General features: G+C 61.8%; 13 protein-coding genes. 5 read left to right on the forward strand and 8 right to left on the reverse strand.

The window, feature by feature from the left end; all coding sequences use genetic code 11:
• Positions 1 to 11: 11 nt before the first annotated feature.
• Both motB and motA read right to left on the reverse strand, forming a co-directional pair.
• Positions 12 to 1,031, reverse strand: a complete 1,020-nt coding sequence (motB, locus tag ACYZTK_RS12890; RefSeq protein WP_462014781.1) for a flagellar motor protein MotB — start codon at positions 1,029 to 1,031, stop codon at positions 12 to 14.
• A 3-nt stretch (positions 1,032 to 1,034) separates the two neighbouring features.
• Positions 1,035 to 1,886 (reverse strand): flagellar motor stator protein MotA, encoded by an 852-nt coding sequence (motA, locus tag ACYZTK_RS12895; protein WP_462014782.1) that lies wholly within the window; start codon positions 1,884 to 1,886, stop codon positions 1,035 to 1,037.
• A 166-nt stretch (positions 1,887 to 2,052) separates the two neighbouring features.
• Between motA and ACYZTK_RS12900 the strand changes: the two genes are divergently transcribed.
• The 4 genes from ACYZTK_RS12900 to ACYZTK_RS12915 all read left to right on the forward strand — a co-directional run bounded on the left by ACYZTK_RS12900 (position 2,053) and on the right by ACYZTK_RS12915 (position 7,315).
• Positions 2,053 to 3,591: an HDOD domain-containing protein gene (locus ACYZTK_RS12900; RefSeq protein WP_462014783.1), complete on the forward strand. Its 1,539-nt coding sequence runs from the start codon at positions 2,053 to 2,055 to the stop codon at positions 3,589 to 3,591.
• Between the two features lie 42 nt (positions 3,592 to 3,633).
• A complete protein-coding gene (locus ACYZTK_RS12905; protein WP_462014784.1) occupies positions 3,634 to 4,449 on the forward strand; it encodes a rhodanese-like domain-containing protein in 816 nt (271 codons plus the stop codon).
• 18 nt (positions 4,450 to 4,467) lie between these two features.
• Positions 4,468 to 5,328: an archaetidylserine decarboxylase gene (gene asd / locus ACYZTK_RS12910; RefSeq protein WP_462014785.1), complete on the forward strand. Its 861-nt coding sequence runs from the start codon at positions 4,468 to 4,470 to the stop codon at positions 5,326 to 5,328.
• Between the two features lie 208 nt (positions 5,329 to 5,536).
• Positions 5,537 to 7,315, forward strand: a complete 1,779-nt coding sequence (locus ACYZTK_RS12915) for a molecular chaperone (RefSeq protein WP_462014786.1) — start codon at positions 5,537 to 5,539, stop codon at positions 7,313 to 7,315.
• Positions 7,316 to 7,412: 97 nt separating this feature from the next.
• Here ACYZTK_RS12915 and serB read toward each other — a convergent pair whose 3' ends face one another.
• Entirely contained in the window at positions 7,413 to 8,627 is a 1,215-nt protein-coding gene (gene serB, locus ACYZTK_RS12920) for a phosphoserine phosphatase SerB (protein WP_162437128.1), read from the reverse strand.
• 135 nt (positions 8,628 to 8,762) lie between these two features.
• On the opposite strand from serB, the gene ACYZTK_RS12925 reads away from it, so the two are divergent.
• Entirely contained in the window at positions 8,763 to 10,292 is a 1,530-nt protein-coding gene (locus ACYZTK_RS12925) for an AhpA/YtjB family protein (RefSeq protein ID WP_462014787.1), read from the forward strand.
• A 224-nt stretch (positions 10,293 to 10,516) separates the two neighbouring features.
• Here the strand turns inward: ACYZTK_RS12925 and ACYZTK_RS12930 are convergent, their stop codons facing one another.
• The 5 genes from ACYZTK_RS12930 to parE all read right to left on the reverse strand — a co-directional run bounded on the left by ACYZTK_RS12930 (position 10,517) and on the right by parE (position 17,093).
• Positions 10,517 to 11,230: a PqiC family protein gene (locus ACYZTK_RS12930; protein WP_266010991.1), complete on the reverse strand. Its 714-nt coding sequence runs from the start codon at positions 11,228 to 11,230 to the stop codon at positions 10,517 to 10,519.
• A 176-nt stretch (positions 11,231 to 11,406) separates the two neighbouring features.
• A complete protein-coding gene (gene parC / locus ACYZTK_RS12935; protein ID WP_462014788.1) occupies positions 11,407 to 13,674 on the reverse strand; it encodes a DNA topoisomerase IV subunit A in 2,268 nt (755 codons plus the stop codon).
• A gap of 7 nt (positions 13,675 to 13,681) precedes the next feature.
• Positions 13,682 to 14,206, reverse strand: coding sequence for a retropepsin-like aspartic protease family protein (locus ACYZTK_RS12940; RefSeq protein ID WP_462014789.1), 525 nt, complete (start codon positions 14,204 to 14,206; stop codon positions 13,682 to 13,684).
• A complete protein-coding gene (locus ACYZTK_RS12945) occupies positions 14,203 to 15,189 on the reverse strand; it encodes an esterase-like activity of phytase family protein (RefSeq protein ID WP_462014790.1) in 987 nt (328 codons plus the stop codon). The genes ACYZTK_RS12940 and ACYZTK_RS12945 overlap by 4 nt, the downstream gene beginning before the upstream one ends.
• Positions 15,189 to 17,093, reverse strand: a complete 1,905-nt coding sequence (parE, locus tag ACYZTK_RS12950) for a DNA topoisomerase IV subunit B (protein WP_462014791.1) — start codon at positions 17,091 to 17,093, stop codon at positions 15,189 to 15,191. Before parE ends, ACYZTK_RS12945 begins: the two co-directional genes overlap by 1 nt.
• Between the last annotated feature and the right edge of the window lie 3 nt (positions 17,094 to 17,096).

A 17,096-nucleotide genomic window follows, 5' to 3' on the forward strand; every position in this document is an offset into this window, starting at 1 on the left:
TTTTCGTAGCACTACTGCTTCGCCGGTTTTGGCGCCGCATCCTCGAACAGATTCAACCGCTCGCGAATCTCATGCGCCGGTATCGGCTGCTTGTCTGCCGGCAAGGCATTCGGGTCGACCGGCGGGGCCGGGACTTCACCCGGCGCGCCCTGGCCCTGGGGTAGCGAGCCCGAAGGATCGGCACCTTGCGCCCCTTCGATCGCTTCCTGGGCCTTTTTGGTCAACACCACAATGTCGATTCGGCGATTGACCGGGTTGAACGGGTTCACCCGATCAAACAGGGCCGAGGAGGCATAACCAACCACGCGCGCCACCTGCGATTCCGGATAACTGCCGGCCACCAGTGCGCGCCGGGCAGCGTTGGCACGGTTGGCCGACAGTTCCCAGTTACCGAACTCGCCACCGCCGGTGTACGGCGTGGCATCGGTATGGCCGCTGATGCTGATCCTGTTCGGCACCGCCTTGATGGTGTCGGCCATGGCCAGCAGGATGTCTTCAAAATACGGTTTCAGACGAGCACTGCCGGAGTCGAACATCGGCCGGTTTTCTGCGTCCATGATCTGGATGCGCAAGCCGTTCGGGGTGATCTCGAACAGGATCTGGTCCTTGAATTTCTGCAGTTGCGGGTTCTCGTCGACCTTGTTCTGCAGCTCCTGCAGCAACAGTTCCAGGCGCTCTTTCTCGACCTGTTCGGCCATGCCTTCGACCTGTTCGGTATCGATGGTGACCTTGTCCGGCTGCGGTTGGGACTTCACCTCAGGGTTGAGCGTGTTCTCCGGCGCCAGGGTCGGCGAGCCGCCGAGATCGATGATGTAGGGCGTGCCACTTTCGGAGAAACCGATCGGGTCCTTGAAATAGCCGGCGATAGCGATCTTCTGCTCGGGCGTTGCGGTGGACAGCAGCCACAACACCAGGAAGAACGCCATCATCGCCGTCGCGAAGTCGGCAAAGGCGATTTTCCAGGCGCCACCGTGATGCCCGGCGGCGATGCGCTTGACGCGCTTGATGATTATCGGCTGGTTGTTTTCCATGACTCAGCGTCCGCGAACCGCTTGTTCCAGCTCGGAGAAGCTCGGACGGTGCGCCGGATACAGGACCTTGCGACCGAACTCCACCGCCAGCGATGGCGGCATGCCAGAGGCCGAGGCGACCAGCGAAGCCTTGATGGCCTCGTAGACGTTCAGCTCCTCCTTGGCATCGTGGGCCAGGGAATGAGCCAGCGGGCCGAAGAAACCGTAGGCTGCGAGGATACCGAAGAAGGTCCCCACCAGCGCCGCGCCAACGTGCATGCCGATCGCCTTCTGGTCGCCCTCACCGAGGGAGGCCATGGTCACCACGATGCCCAATACCGCGGCGACGATACCGAAGCCCGGCATGGCGTCGGCAATGCCGTTGACCGCATGGGACGGATGCTCAAGGTCCTCCTTGAGGCTGTACAGTTCCATGTCGAACAGGCCTTCAAGCTCGTGGGGAGCCATGTTGCCGGAAGACATGATGCGCAGGTAATCGCAGATGAAAGCGGTCATGCGCTCGTCTTTGAGCACGGTCGGGTACTTGGCGAAGATCGGGCTGGCGGACGCATCTTCGATGTCGCCTTCGATCGCCATCATGCCTTCACGGCGGCTCTTGTTGAGGATCTCGTAGATCAGGCCCAACACTTCTAAATAAAAGGCGTGGCTGAAGCGCGATCCGAACATGCTCAGGGATTTCTTGAGCACGTGCATGGTCATGTAGGCAGGGTTGGCCTGCAGGAATGCGCCGAGCGCTGCGCCGCCGATGATCAGTACCTCGAAAGGCTGGATCAGCGCGGCAATTTTGCCGTGGGAAAGCACGTATCCGCCGAGCACGCTCGCGAACACGACGATGATGCCGATTATTTTAGCCATAGGTAGGAGAGCACTTACTGAGTCGGGTTCAAGGTCATATTCGGAAGTTAAAAAATCTCTTCTTCTACTTATCGGCAAAACTGCGCCAGACTATAGCCCGTTCAGGCGAAAAGCCACTTTGGCTCATTCAGCGCGCAGGTAATGCAGACGATGATCACGTCCAACCATGGCTAATGAAACGCACGTTCCAACCCCAAAACCGACGACGCTCGAAGGCTGGATCAAGCTTCTCGACAGCGTACGGCTGCCGGTTCCGCAGGCCAGTCACGACCGGGTCTGCCAGGCGATTCGCAACAACCGCAGCTCACTGCGCGATATCGCCGAGCTGATGCAGGGCAGCCCGGCCCTGGCCTTGAGCGTCATTCGCGAAGCCAATCGGCAAGCCCAGAGCGGCATGAGCGAACCGGCAGAAAACCTCGAAGTGGCGATCAATCGCCTTGGCCTGAAACGCACCGAGGAATTGCTCGCCCGCCTGCCCGCGTTGCCGCAGCTGGAAATCCCGGTCGCCCTGCGCCAATTGCAGCTGATCAGCCAGCACGCCACCCAGCAGGCCAACGGATTTTTCGCCAGTCGCCTGGCGCGCCTGTGGCAGGACATTCATTGGGGCAGCCTGCTGTTCCTGTCTCCCTTGTGGCCGCTGGCGCTGAGCCATCCGCAACTCCTTGAAGAGTGGGAACGGCGCGTCATCCATAAAGGCGAATCCGCGCGCAAGGTCGAACAGCAGTTGTTCGGCGTGCGCCTGCTGGACATCTGCCAGGCCCTGGTCGACCTGTGGCGCCTGCCGATCTGGGTGCAGCAGGGTTACCGCCTGTTACTAAAAGAGCAGCGGGAACTGGTCAAGGTGCTGCGCATTGCCCGCGACAGCGATCACCCGCAGCGCCAGCAAAATCGTCTCGATGACGACCCGACGCTGCGTCGCTGGCTCAATCAGCCGGCCAACACCGTCTTGCTGGCCAACGGCCTGGCGCTGTCGGCGCAACAGGCCTGGGACAGTCCTCACAGCAGGCGCTGGCAGTACCTGACCAGCCTTTATCTGCAGGTTTCGATGGACGAGGTGCAGCAGCAACTGCACCAGCAGGCCGCCAACAGCGCTCGCTATCACTCGATGCCGGACCTCTGGCACCCGGCGGTTTCGCTGATCTGGCCGTGGCACACCGGGCGCCTGCCCGCAGGCTCGCAGCCAGCCCCGCCGCCGACTGCCGCCGACCTGGCCAAATGGCGCACGGCCTGTGCCGAGCTGCTAGTGGAACCGAGCCGCTTCGCCAATGCGATGCACCTGACCACGTCCGCCCGGGATGCACTGCTCGCCTGCGGCATGCGGCGGGTGATGATCCTGATGGCCGACCGCACCCAGGCCAATTTGCGCGTGCATCAAAGCGCAGGACTGCCCAAAGAGGCGGCCACTCTCAATCTCCAGGTCAGCCAAAGCAGCGTGCTGCAACGCCTGCTTGGCCAGCAGGCACAGGTGCGACTGACCCCGGAGAACAATGCACAGTTCTCCGCGCTGCTGCCCGCCAGCCTGCGCTCGCTGTTTGCCGGTGAACATTTGCTGCTGCGGTCACTGGTCAACAATGGCCGGGTGATCATGCTGGTGGTCGCGGATCAGGGCGGCGGGCCGTTCTCGGACATCACCGTGCAAGCGTTCGGCAAAACCGCGCAATGCATCGAGAAGGCGCTGCACAGCTTTAGCCACCGCGGCCAATGAGGCTGCGTTACAATCCTCCTTTTTGTGCTCTGGAGACCTCACATGTCTGACTTCTCTGGCTTGGCGCTGGTGATCGAGCCTGGCGACCTGCTCGCCCGGCTCGACGCGCGCAATCTGATCCTGGTGGACCTCACCAGCAGTGCCCGCTACGCCCAAGGGCATATCCCCGGTGCGCGCTTTGTCGATCCCAAGCGCACGCAACTCGGCCAGCTTCCGGCGCCGGGCCTGATGCCGCCGCACGCTGCGCTTGAAGCGTTGTTCGGCGAACTGGGCCACAACAAGGATGCGATCTATGTGGTGTACGACGACGAAGGCGGCGGCTGGGCCGGTCGCTTCATCTGGTTGCTCGACGTCATCGGCCACAAGAACTACCACTACCTCGATGGCGGCCTGCTGTCCTGGCTGGCAGACGGCCTACCGGTCTCGACCGAAGTCCCGACGGCCGCTGGCGGTCCGGTGAGCCTGACCCTGCACGACGAACCCACGGCGACCCGCGAGTACCTGCAAAGCCGTATTGGCGCCGCAGACCTGGCGATCTGGGACGCGCGCGGTCCGCTGGAATATTCCGGCGAAAAAGTCCTGGCGGCCAAGGCCGGACACATCCCGGGCGCGATCAACTTTGAATGGACTGCCGGCATGGATCAGGCGCGCAACCTGCGCATCCGCAGCGACATGCCGCAGATCCTGGATCAATTGGGGATTACCCCGGACAAAGAAGTTATTACTCACTGCCAGACTCACCATCGCTCTGGCTTCACTTATCTGGTGGCCAAGGCGCTCGGTTATCCGCGTGTCAAGGGTTACGCCGGCTCCTGGGGCGAATGGGGCAACCATCCCGACACCCCCGTAGAGATCTAAGGTTTTTAAGGACAGTTAATGAACAAGCGTCTGTTTATCCTCAGCCAATACCTGCTGCCCCATCACTTGCTCTCGCGACTCGCCGGCTGCGTTGCCGAATGCCGCGTGCGCTGGTTCAAGAACGCATTCACCGCCTGGTTCGCCAAGCGTTACCAAGTGGACATGTCCCAGGCGCTCGTCGAAGACCTGACTGCCTATGAGCATTTCAATGCGTTCTTCACCCGTGCCTTGAAAGACGGCGCACGCCCTCTGGATGAAACGCCGGGGGCAATTCTCAGCCCGGCCGATGGCGCTGTCAGCCAGCTCGGCCCGATCGAGCACGGTCGCGTGTTCCAGGCCAAGGGCCACAGCTTCAGCGTGCTGGAATTGCTGGGCGGGGATGCGGCCAATGCTGCGCCGTTCATGGGCGGTGACTTCGCGACCATCTACCTGTCGCCAAAAGACTATCACCGCGTGCACATGCCGCTGGCCGGCACCCTGCGCGAGATGGTCTACATTCCGGGCCGGATCTTCTCGGTGAACCAGACCACTGCCGAAAACGTGCCGGAGCTGTTCGCCCGCAACGAGCGCGTGGCGTGCATTTTTGACACCGAGCGCGGGCCGATGGCCGTGGTGCTGGTGGGGGCGATGATTGTTGCCTCGATCGAGACCGTCTGGGCTGGCTTGGTGACTCCGCCGAAGCGCGAACTTAAGACCTTCCGCTACGACGAAGCGGCGCGTGCGCCAATTCACCTGGAAAAAGGTGCGGAATTGGGCCGCTTCAAGCTGGGCTCGACTGCGGTGGTGCTGTTCGGGCCGGATCAGGTGAACTGGGTTGAAGGTCTGGGCGCCTTGTCGCCGGTGCAGATGGGTCAGGCGTTGGGTTTGCCTAAGGCCTGATAGCCAGCACGTCGCCGGTACCCGCACCTGACGCCGCCCCCCGTAGGAGCTGCCGAAGGCTGCGATCTCTTGGTCTTAAAAAGAAGATCAAAAGATCGCAGCCTGCGGCAGCTCCTACGGGGGGCGGCGTTGTTTTTGGTATCCGGTGTCAAAAGATCGCAGCCTGCGGCAGCTCCTACCGGGTCTGATTCCTGCTATGGTTTTTGGCATGAATGAGACCAATCCCCTCCTGCTGTTACGTGCGCCGCTCCCCGAACAGCTCAAGCTGTCGTTCTGCGAGCCGACCCCGCGCGACCTCAAGCGCTGGATCGCCAACCTGCCCAAGGCCAACATTGGCGAGACTGCCCGCCTGCTTTATCAAGGCCTGGGCGAACTCAACCAATTGCTCACCCCCAGTGACAATCGCCTGCAACTGCTCGAACTGTTGCGACCCGAGGTGTACTACGTCTGCAGGCACCTGGAGCGGCATTTCCTCCATCAGGCAATCGTCCTGGACGAGCGCTCGCGCAAGATCGCCAACCTTTGTCAGGCACTGCAAAGCCACCTGGCGATTGGCTACAAGCAGATCGTCCTGCGCATTTCGCCGCGCTTCAGCAAGGACCGCGCCCCGCTATTGACTCAAGCATTGCAGCGGGCGATGCACTGCCTCAACGGGCCATTGATGCGCGCTACCCAGCTCTATTGTCCGGCGCCGGAAGGGCTGTGGCTGGAGCTGCATCAGCTGTATCGAATCGCCTGCGCGCACAAGCTTCAGCGCCTGGGCGTGCGCGATGAACTGGCCAGCCAGACACAAAATCTGAGCATCGAACAAACCTATGTGACGGCGCTGCTAATGGGCGCTGCACGCGGTAATCAGCTGCGGCAGAACCAGATCGCGCGCCTGGCCGAAGTCCTGGAAACCTGGAGTGGGCTGATCGCGCTGCAACCGGGCGGCTCGACCGAGGGCCTGCTCGCCGTCGCACCTTCCCTCGATACCGGGCCACGTTATCGTTCCAAGTTCAGGCCGGAACAGCAGGGTGAATTGCTCGCGATCGACCCTCGACCACTGGTGGCGGCCATCGACGCCCACCTGCACAAGGCCGACCCGGCGAAACCGCTGCTAGTGCCTGCGGGCTTGAGCCTCGACACCTTGCAGCATCTCAGTGCTGCCTGGGGCCAGACGGCCGAGCGCAGTTTTCAGCGCACCGCCAGCCAGGGCCACTTGACTCTGTGCGTGGGCATGAGCGCCCTGCACTTCTACCTCGGCGGGCAACGCTCATTCAGTGAGCTGCTGAAAAACCATGGCGGTCGCCAGGCCAAGTTTGCTGCGCTGCCACCCGCAAGCAAAGGACAGGATCAGTGGAGTCACGCCTTCGACGCGGCGCCCGATGGCAACGCCGATGCCCTGCTGCCCTACGAAGAAATCGAATACCCACAGCTGCAGAGCGATGACAGCAATGAGGCGTCCGACGGCAATCGGCATTTCCCGACCTATGTGCTGCCGGTGATCAACCACAGCCCAGGGGGTTATTGCCTGGCCTGGCCCGCGGAGGTGCCTGCCGAGCTTCAAGCCGGCGAGATGGTCGGCATTGAGGATGTCGCGGGTCAGGGCTGGAGTATTGCGGTGGTGCGCTGGATACGTCAGGTCCGTGGCGGCGGTACGCAGATGGGCATCGAACAGGTTGCGCCCCATGCCGAGCCATGCGGCCTGCAACTGGTGCGCACCCGTGACGATCACAGCCACTATTTGCGCGGCCTGTTGTTGCCGGCCATCAGCGCAGCGGATGTGCCCGCCACACTACTCGCCCCGCGACTGCCGTTTCAGGAAGGACAGAAGGTGATGATCAACACCCATGGCGAGGAGCACCGGGCGGGGCTGGATCGACGAGTGTCGAGTACCAACAGTTTTAATCAGTTTGCTTACCGGTCTTTGGAGACGGCCGGGGACAACAACGCCGCAGGGGGCGGCGTTGAGGAGGATTTTGATTCGTTGTGGAAGTCGCTGTAACCATCAAAAGATCGCAGCCTTCGGCAGCTCCTACAGGGTCATGCGTACACCCGTAGGAGCTGCCGAAGGCTGCGATCTTTTGATCTTGGCTCTTTAATCAGAGCTGCCCATCACGATCGCGGAAGCCCAACAGATACAGCACCCCATCCAGCCCCAGGGTCGAAATCGCCTGCTTCGCCGACTGCTTGACCAGCGGTTTGGCACGGAACGCCACGCCCAGCCCCGCAATCGCCAGCATCGGCAGATCGTTGGCACCGTCGCCCACCGCGATGGTCTGTTCCAGACGCAGGCCTTCCTTATGCGCCAGTTCCTTCAACAAATCGGCCTTGCGCTGCGCATCGACAATCGGCTCGACCGCCACGCCAGTGACCTTGCCATCCACTACTTCCAGTTCATTGGCGAACACGTAGTCGATGCCCAGCTTGGCCTGCAATTGCTTGGCGAAGTAGGTAAAGCCACCTGACAGGATCGCGGTCTTGTAGCCCAGGCGCTTGAGTTCGGCGAACAGGGTTTCGGCGCCTTCGGTGAGGCGCAGCGAGGCGCCAATCGAATCCAGCACGCTGACATCCAGCCCCTGCAGCAACGCCAGGCGTTCCTTGAAGCTGGCGCGGAAATCCAGTTCACCGGCCATCGCCCGTTCAGTGATCGCCGAGACCTGCTCGCCGACACCGGCCGCCTTGGCCAACTCGTCGATGACCTCGGCTTCAATCAGCGTCGAGTCCATGTCGAACACCGCCAGACGGCGGTTGCGGCGGAACAGCGAATCTTCCTGGAAGGCGATATCGACGTTCAGATCCTGCGCCACGCTGAGAAACTCGGCCCGCAGCGCCTGCGGGTCGGCCGCTTCGCCACGCACGGAGAACTCGATGCAGCCCTTGCCCTTGTCGGCCGGGGTGTCCAGCGGCATACGTCCGGACAAACGGTCGATATGGTCGATGTTCAGTCCATATTTGGCGGTGATCGAGCTCACAGCCTGCAATTGCTCGGCTGTCACTTTGCGGGTCAACAGGGTGACGATATGGCGTTTTTTGCCCTGATTGCCGACCCACTGCTGGTAATCCTCTTCGGACACCGGCGTGAAACGCACCTGCTGATCGAGCTTGTACGCAGTGAACAGGATGTCCTTGAGTACCGATTTGCCTTGCTCGGTGTCGGGAATCTCAACCAGGATGCCGAACGACAGGGTGTCGTGGATGACGGCCTGGCCGATGTCGAGAATGTTCACACCACCCTGGGCCAGAACACCGGTAATGGCCGCAGTCAGACCCGGACGGTCGACTCCCGTGATGTTTATCAGGACGATTTCGCGCAAGGCGCACCCCCGCAAGTGGAAAAAAACCGCATTCTACCCACATTCAGTGACCATCGGGCACCGTCAGCGCTTTGCCGGTCTAGGGCCTGTCGCTATACTGCGCGTCAACTTCACGGACAAAAGAGCCGAGCGCAAGTGAACCGGCCCACGCCAGTAAAAACCGATAACTTCTTTCTGCTGATCTTCCGGGCACTGCGTCATCGCCGTGTACCGATCGCATTACGCATTGCCAGCCATAACGTGATCCTGGTCGCTCTGGCCCTGGTCATCTACGCCTGCGTGATGGGATTGCAGTTCAAGCAGGCCATGCACGAGCAGGCAGATGCGCTGGGCGAAAGCCTGACCACGCAGACCGCCACCTCCGCCACTGAGCTGCTGGTGTCCAATGACATCCTCAGCCTCAATGTGCTGCTCAACAACCTGACCAAGAACAAGCTGGTGGCCCACGCCGCCATCTATAGCGTGGATAACCGCATCCTTGCCGAAGCCGGTCAGCGGCCCAAGCACAGCCTGCTGGGCGAAGCCGAGGGCATGTACCAGAGCAAGATCACTTTCCAGGACGTGACGGCCGGGCAACTGCGCATCAGCCTGGACATGGATCAATTCCAGCAGCCGATGACCATCAGCCTGCAGAGCATGGGCATTCTCAGCGCAATTCTGCTGGCCTTGTCCCTGGCCTTGAGCCTGCGCCTGGGCCGGCACATCTCCACGCCGCTGCTGCAACTTCGTGTGTGGCTGCGCAACATCGACGAATACACACCAGGCACCGAGCGTCAGGACGAGATCGGCGACCTGGCGCGGCAGCTGCACGCCAACTATGCACCCGAACCTGTGGAACCCGAGCCTGAACCAGAGCCGGAGTACGACGAGACCGAAGACGAAGACGCCAACGAGCCGACCTTCGAAGTCCGCAACCTGCGTGATCCGAGCTTCGATGAGAGCAAGCCGGTCGCGGGCTTGAAGCCGGCGCCACGGCAAATTGTCAGCGCTGTCGAAGATGACGATGACGACGAAGACCCGTTCGCCGATCTGCGTGACGAGACTCAAGCTGCTGCGCCGAAACCACTGGTGAAGCCTGCAGCCTCCAGCGTGCCTCAGCACAGCGCCGTGCTGGCCGTGCAGCTGGGCGCCCAGGACCAGTTGCGTCGCCTGCCCCGCACTCGCCTGGAAGAGTTGCTCAAGCGTTATCGCGATTGCCTCGATCAGGCCGCCTCCCTCTACCAGAGCGAGTTGCACACCCTGAACGACGGGAGCACGCTGATGCTGTTCCACACCGAAGACAGCGGCGAAGACTACCTGACCAATGCCATCTGCTGCGGCGAGCTGCTACGTGCGCTGGGTCATCAGTTGCAGATCGAAGTGGCCGACTCGGGCATTACCCTGCAGTTGCAACTGGGCTTGACCCTGGGTGACGAGCTGTTCGGCCTGAGCCAGATCGACCTGCTGTTGACCGAATCGGCCCAGGACGCCCTGGCCTTGTCGCAACACAGCCGCAACCTGCTGCTGGTGGAGCGCAAGATCGGCGACGATGTGCTGATCCGCCAACGTGCGCGGATCCGCCCGATCGCCAGCCCTGAAGGGGCCTGCTGTGTGGAGCGGTTGATGGAGCCTTATCCGTCGATGCTGGAACGGCAGTTGGCACGGATGCATGAGCGCCGGGCCTGAGCCCTGACGTGAAGAAGCCCGCAGACAAGTGATTGTCTGCGGGCTTTTTTGTTGCCTGTACTGGCCTCATCGCGAGCAGGCTCACTCCTACATTGGATCAGTGTCGCCTCCCCCTGTAGGAGTGAGCCTGCTCGCGATGAGGCCACCAGCAACACAGCAAATCCCACAGGCCATAAACAACAAAGCCCGCACAAGGCGGGCTCTGTTCTGGACTCATCCAGGCTCTAGAACCTGAACACTTCCATATCAGTACGAATCGGCGAAGCCATCGGGATCTTCGGCTGCTTGTCCTTTTCCGCCGCCGGAGCGACCGGCTTGGCCGCCGGCTTCTTCGGAGCTTCAGCAATCGGCGGCTGGTTGGCCAGCGGCTTAAGTGCCACCGACAACTGCTCAGCCAACTTCTGCAGCAATACGCCCTGGGCCTGAACCTGGGCCGCAGTACCGCCAGCATGCTGTTCCTGCAGATGAATGATGCGGTTGTCACGCACCTGACCACGACGGTCGATCAAGCGCCATTGCGCATCCAGGATCGCCGGCTGCGACTCACCCGAATCCAGGCGCGTGATGGTCAACAACACCTGCACGTCCGGGGTAAAACCCAGAGTCGCTGGCGCCAGCACCACGCGCTGGCTGTCCAGATGACCGGACACCTGGCGCAGCAGCAACTGATCGATGTCCGAAGACAGGCTGCCCGCCCAGCGGCCATCGGTGGAAGCCTGGAGGCTGCCATCCGGCTGGCGCTGCAGCAGGGTTTCACGTTGCAGGTAGTCGGCAATCGTCACCGGACCCAGCAATACGGCCATGCCGGCACTTTGTGCAGGCTGAACCGGATTGCCGCTGTCCAGCTGATACAGCGACACCGGCTGGTGAACGCTGCAACCCGCCAGGCCAAGAACGCCAGCGAGCATTAAGATAAAAGGAAGGCGCAGAGCAGTCATCGTCCCGTCCAGGTGGCTGCCACACGGCTAACCACAGTGAAAATACTCAATAAATATGAAGATCGCTCGGCCACGCCGGCGCTTTAAAGGCCGTATCATCCGTGAATATGCGCCGCGACTCCAGCGCCAAAGCGTCGATCTACGCGTTAAATCGTAGATCGAGCGCTCTAGCACGCCTAATTGAGGTTTTCGACGAACAGCGCATCTACCCTCTGAAAGCCTCGTGGCAGTTTGTTACCACGACGTCCACGCTCACCTTTGTAGTGTTCGAGGTCATCGGCCTTCAGTGACAAGGTGCGTTTTCCGGCCTGAAGCACCAGTGTGGCGCCATCCGGCAGCACCGCGATGTCCGTGACATATTCTTCGCGGCTGGCCACTCGCTCACCGGGAATACCGATGATCTTGTTGCCTTTGCCCTTACCTAATTGTGGCAGATCACTGATCTTGAAGATCAGCAGGCGACCTTCGGTGGTCACCGACGCCAGCCAGTTGTGCTCACGATCAGCCACCGGGCGCGGCAGGATCACCTTGGCGTTGTTCGGCAGGCTCAACAGTGCTTTGCCCGCCTTGTTCTTGGCCTGCAGGTCTTCACCCTTGACCACGAATCCATAACCGGCGTCCGACGCGATCACGTACAGCGCATCGTCCTCAGGCATCAGCACGCATTCGAAGGTAGCGCCTGGCGGCGGGGTCAGGCGACCGGTCAGGGGTTCGCCCTGGCCACGGGCCGACGGCAGCGTATGCGCAGCGACCGAGTAGCTGCGGCCGGTGGAGTCGATAAACACCGCAAACTGGTTGGATCGCCCGGCCGCCAGGGCCTTGAAGCCATCGCCGGCCTTGTACGACAGCCCGGTAGCGTCGATTTCGTGGCCCTTGGCCGAACGTACCCAGCCCTTTTCCGACAGCACTACCGTCACTTTTTCGTTCGGCAGCAGGTCGTGCTCGGTCAGGGCCTTGGCTTCGGTACGCTCGACGATTGGCGAGCGACGGTCGTCGCCATAGGTTTCGGCGTCCTTGATCAGCTCAGTGCGCACCAGTTTCTTCAACTTGGCTTCGCTGCCCAGCAGGGCTTGCAGCTTGGCTTGTTCCTTGAGCAGTTCATCCTGCTCACTGCGCAGCTTCATCTCTTCCAGCCGCGCCAGTTGACGCAAGCGGGTGTCGAGGATGTAGTCGGCCTGGATCTCGCTGAGGGCAAAACGCGCGATCAGTGCGGCTTTCGGATGTTCCTCGGTGCGGATGATGTGAATCACTTCATCCAGGTTGAGGTAGGCAATCAACAAGCCGTCCAACAGGTGCAGGCGACGCTCGACCTTGTCGAGACGGAATTGCAGGCGGCGACGCACGGTCTGCACGCGGAATTCCAGCCATTCCACCAGCAGCGCGCGCAGGTTCTTCAGCTGCGGCTTGCCGTCGAGGCCGATAATGTTGATGTTGACCCGGTAGCTCGACTCCAGCTCGGTGCTGGCAAACAGGTGCTGCATCAGCGCATCGTGGTCGAAATTCTTCCGAGCGCCGGGAATGATCACGATGCGACAAGGGTTTTCGTGGTCGGACTCATCGCGCAGGTCAGCGATCTGCGGCGCCTTGGATGGCTTGGCTTGCATCATGGCCGCGATCTGCTCCAGCACCTTGGCGCCCGAGACCTGATGCGGCAGCGCGGTGACAATGATGTCGCCGTCTTCGATGTGGTAAACGGCGCGCATGCGCACCGAGCCCTTGCCGGTTTCGTACATTTTCAGCAGGTCGGCGCGCGGCGTGATGATTTCCGCTTCGGTCGGGTAGTCCGGGCCCTGGATGTGTTCACAGAGCTGCTCGACCGTGGCTTTCGGCTCATCCAGCAGTCGTACGCAAGCGGTGGCGACTTCGCGCAGGTTGTGCGGCGGCACGTCGGTGGCCATGCCCACGGCGATGCCGGTGGTGCCATTGAGAAGGATATTCGGCAAACGTGCCGGCAACACCAGCGGTTCGTCGAGGGTGCCGTCGAAGTTCGGGCCCCAGTCCGCCGTGCCCTGGCCCAGTTCGCTGAGCAGCACTTCGGAATAACGCGACAAGCGCGCTTCGGTGTAACGCATGGCAGCGAAGGACTTGGGATCATCCGGCGCACCCCAGTTGCCCTGACCGTCGACCAGCGTGTAGCGATAGCTGAACGGCTGGGCCATCAGGACCATGGCTTCGTAGCAGGCCGAATCGCCGTGGGGGTGGAATTTACCGAGCACGTCACCGACGGTACGCGCCGATTTCTTGTGCTTGGAATCGGCATCCAGCCCCAGCTCGCTCATCGCGTAGATGATGCGCCGCTGCACCGGCTTCAGGCCGTCGCCGATATGCGGCAACGCGCGATCCATGATCACGTACATGGAGTAGTTGAGGTAGGCACTTTCGGTGAAGTCAGCCAGCGATCGGCGTTCTACGCCGTCTAAGCTGTCTGCAAGGATGTCGCTCATGCGGGCCTCATCGGTTCGTTGTCTGGCGCAGCAGCATGGTGCCACCGCGCTGAGTAAATTCAAGTTTGTTCAGTGCGCTCATACCGAGCAGCACCTGATTGCCTTCCAGCCCGGGTGCGACCAGCGCGCGAACGTCACGCAGCACGATGTCGCCTACCTGCAGCCGGTCGATACGGGTTCGATAACCCTGGCTCAAACCGTTGGCGGTGCTCAGGGTCACCCCAAAGCCTTCTTCCAGTTTCAGCTGCTTGGCCATAGCTGCCGGGACCGACACATCAGTCGCCCCGGTGTCGAGCATGAAATCCACCGGCTGGCCGTTGATCTGGCCGCTGGCGACGAAGTGGCCCTGGCGATTGCTGGCCAGTTTGACCTCGATAAAACCCTCACCCTGCTCGGAATTGACCACCACATTGGGATTTTGCTGGCGCGCTTCCCATTCGCCGAAGAACCGTGTTGCCAGAAACAACGCGGCGCACCAGGCCAGCACCATCAGCACTCGACCGGCTCGTTTTCCCGGCGTCTGTTGACTCATGGCTGGGCACCCCAGCCGCCTTCAGGCGCGGCGAAGCGCCAGATGATCGGACGAACTTCGCCATCCACCCGGGCACCGGTGTTGTTGTCGACACCGATCCACGCGCCCTGGGCGTCGACGATCAGTGCTTCTTCCAGCCCGTAGCCCTGTGGATAACGACGGTTATCCTGGAGCAATTCGGCAGCATACGACCAGCAGCGCTCAACCTTGGCCGTCACCGCATCGCGGCGGCAGATTTCGTAGGCATTGCGTTCCAGAGTGAACAGTTTGCCGTCGAACAGCGACAGGTCGGCAAAGTCCCGGGACACCGGCCTGGACCGGTGAAACTGCGGCGGCTGCGGTCGCTTGCCGCCTTCGCTGAGCAACACGCAGCTGCCATCACAGTCCCATTGGGTTTGCCCACGCTTGATCAACAGCAGACCGCGGCGATCACGCTCGGCGGCCAGCCAGAGCTGGTCACCTTGCGGATTGATTGCCAGCCCCTCGAACAATGCATTGAAACGCATCAGCATTCCGCCCGCCCGAGCCTCGCGCACCAGTCTGGGCGAGATGTTGAGCCAGGTCACAGGTCCGCTGGCCGGCACCTGCAACACTGCCGCATGAGATTCGCTGACGACATAACGATTGCCGGCGCTGTCGCACGTGATGCCTTCAAAATCCAGGTCGCCGCCGCGCACAAACGACGCCGCCCAACTGCGCGAACTCAGACTCAAAGGCAGACCGCTGGCCGGCACGACAGGCACATCGATAGGCACCGCCTCAGCTTGCCAGGGCTCCCGGCGGGTATCGAGGCGGTAGATCTGGTCGTCGTCGCGATCGGAAACCGTCCACAACTCTTCGCCGCACTGGGCCAGCCCCGACAGATTGCCGCCGTGCATGCCGTCAACGGCATGCTCGGACAACAGGCGCAACTCCGGAGCCGGTTCGGCCAATGCCGCCGAGCTCAGGAGTAACGCACACGCCAGGGCGAAGCCAAGCCGCATCAGCCAAGAACCTCAGCCAGGTTGCCTTTGGACTCCAGCCAGGACTTGCGATCGCCGGCGCGCTTCTTCGCCAGCAACATGTCCATCATTTCTGCGGTCGCGTCGTAATCTTCCAGCGTCAGCTGCACCAGGCGCCGGGTGTTCGGGTCCATGGTGGTTTCGCGCAGCTGCGGCGGGTTCATTTCACCCAGGCCCTTGAATCGGGTGACCTGCGGCTTGCCGCGTTTTTTCTCGGCCACCAGGCGATCGAGAATGCCATCGCGCTCGGCTTCGTCCAGGGCGTAGAAGATCTCCTTGCCAAGGTCGATGCGGTACAGCGGCGGCATCGCCACGTAGACGTGACCGGCATCCACCAAGGGGCGGAAATGCTGGACGAACAATGCGCACAGCAGGGTGGCGATGTGCAGGCCGTCGGAGTCGGCGTCGGCGAGGATGCAGATCTTGCCGTAGCGCAGCTGAGCGATGTCCGCCGAGCCCGGATCGACACCGATAGCCACCGCAATGTTGTGCACTTCCTGGCTCGCCAGCACTTCGCTGCCGTCGACTTCCCAGGTGTTGAGGATCTTGCCGCGCAACGGCAGGATCGCTTGAAACTCTTTGTCCCGCGCTTGTTTGGCGGAACCACCGGCGGAGTCACCTTCGACCAGGAACAGCTCGGAACGCATCGGGTCCTGCCCGGCGCAATCGGCGAGCTTGCCCGGCAGTGCCGGCCCCGCCGTGATGCGTTTGCGCTCGACCTTCTTGCTGGCCTTCAGGCGACGGCCGGCGTTGTTGATCGCCAGCTCCGCCAGGAGCATGCCGGTTTCCGGATGGGCGTTGAGCCACAGGCTGAACGCATCCTTGACCACACCGGAAACAAACGCCGCTGCCTCACGGGACGACAGGCGTTCTTTGGTCTGGCCGGAGAATTGCGGCTCCTGCATTTTCATCGACAGAACGAAAGCAATGCGTTCCCAGACGTCTTCCGGCGCCAGCTTCACACCGCGCGGCAGCAGGCTGCGGAATTCGCAGAACTCGCGCATGGCATCGAGCAAGCCTTGGCGCAGACCGTTGACGTGGGTGCCGCCCTGAGCCGTCGGGATCAGGTTGACGTAACTTTCCTGCACGCTGTCGCCACCTTCCGGCAACCACAGCAGCGCCCAGTCGACCGCTTCCTTGTTACCGGCCAGGCTGCCGCAGAACGGCTCGTCCGGCAGGCGTTCGAACTCGGTCACCGCATCGACCAGATAGGAGCGCAGGCCGTCTTCGTAATGCCACTCGACTTTCTCGCCGGAGGCCTTGTCTTCAAAGCTGACCAGCAGCCCCGGGCACAGCACGGCCTTGGCCTTGAGCACGTGCTTGAGGCGGCTGATGGAGAATTTTGGCGAATCGAAGTACTTCGGGTCCGGCGCGAAGAACACGCTGGTACCGGTGTTGCGCTTGCCGACGGTGCCGACCACTTCCAGCTCGGTTTTCTTGTAACCGTCGGCGAACGTCATCTGGTATTCGTTGCCGTCACGCTTGACGCGCACGCGCACTTCGGTGGACAGGGCGTTGACCACGGAAATACCCACCCCGTGCAGACCGCCGGAGAACTGGTAGTTCTTGTTGGAAAACTTGCCGCCAGCATGGAGCTTGGTGAGGATCAGCTCGACCCCGGAAACGCCCTCCTCCGGGTGAATGTCCACCGGCATGCCACGGCCGTCATCACTGACTTCCAGGGAGTGATCGGCGTGCAGGATGACCTGCACCGAGGTCGCGTGCCCGGCCAAGGCTTCGTCGACGCTGTTGTCGATGACTTCCTGGGCGAGGTGATTCGGCCGACTGGTGTCGGTGTACATGCCGGGACGTTTGCGCACCGGGTCGAGGCCCGAGAGGACTTCGATGGCGTCTGCGTTATAAGAACTAGCGCCGGGAGTGGCCATGGG

Source organism: Pseudomonas sp. LB3P31 (assembly GCF_054897945.1).

Coding starts and splice junctions, on each gene's coding strand:
- motB (WP_462014781.1), bottom strand. CDS start 1,031: ATGGAAAACAACCAGCCGATAATCATCAAGCGCGTCAAGCGCATCGCC.
- motA (WP_462014782.1), bottom strand. CDS start 1,886: ATGGCTAAAATAATCGGCATCATCGTCGTGTTCGCGAGCGTGCTCGGC.
- ACYZTK_RS12900 (WP_462014783.1), top strand. CDS start 2,053: ATGGCTAATGAAACGCACGTTCCAACCCCAAAACCGACGACGCTCGAA.
- ACYZTK_RS12905 (WP_462014784.1), top strand. CDS start 3,634: ATGTCTGACTTCTCTGGCTTGGCGCTGGTGATCGAGCCTGGCGACCTG.
- asd (WP_462014785.1), top strand. CDS start 4,468: ATGAACAAGCGTCTGTTTATCCTCAGCCAATACCTGCTGCCCCATCAC.
- ACYZTK_RS12915 (WP_462014786.1), top strand. CDS start 5,537: ATGAATGAGACCAATCCCCTCCTGCTGTTACGTGCGCCGCTCCCCGAA.
- ACYZTK_RS12930 (WP_266010991.1), bottom strand. CDS start 11,230: ATGACTGCTCTGCGCCTTCCTTTTATCTTAATGCTCGCTGGCGTTCTT.
- parC (WP_462014788.1), bottom strand. CDS start 13,674: ATGAGCGACATCCTTGCAGACAGCTTAGACGGCGTAGAACGCCGATCG.
- ACYZTK_RS12940 (WP_462014789.1), bottom strand. CDS start 14,206: ATGAGTCAACAGACGCCGGGAAAACGAGCCGGTCGAGTGCTGATGGTG.
- ACYZTK_RS12945 (WP_462014790.1), bottom strand. CDS start 15,189: ATGCGGCTTGGCTTCGCCCTGGCGTGTGCGTTACTCCTGAGCTCGGCG.
- parE (WP_462014791.1), bottom strand. CDS start 17,093: ATGGCCACTCCCGGCGCTAGTTCTTATAACGCAGACGCCATCGAAGTC.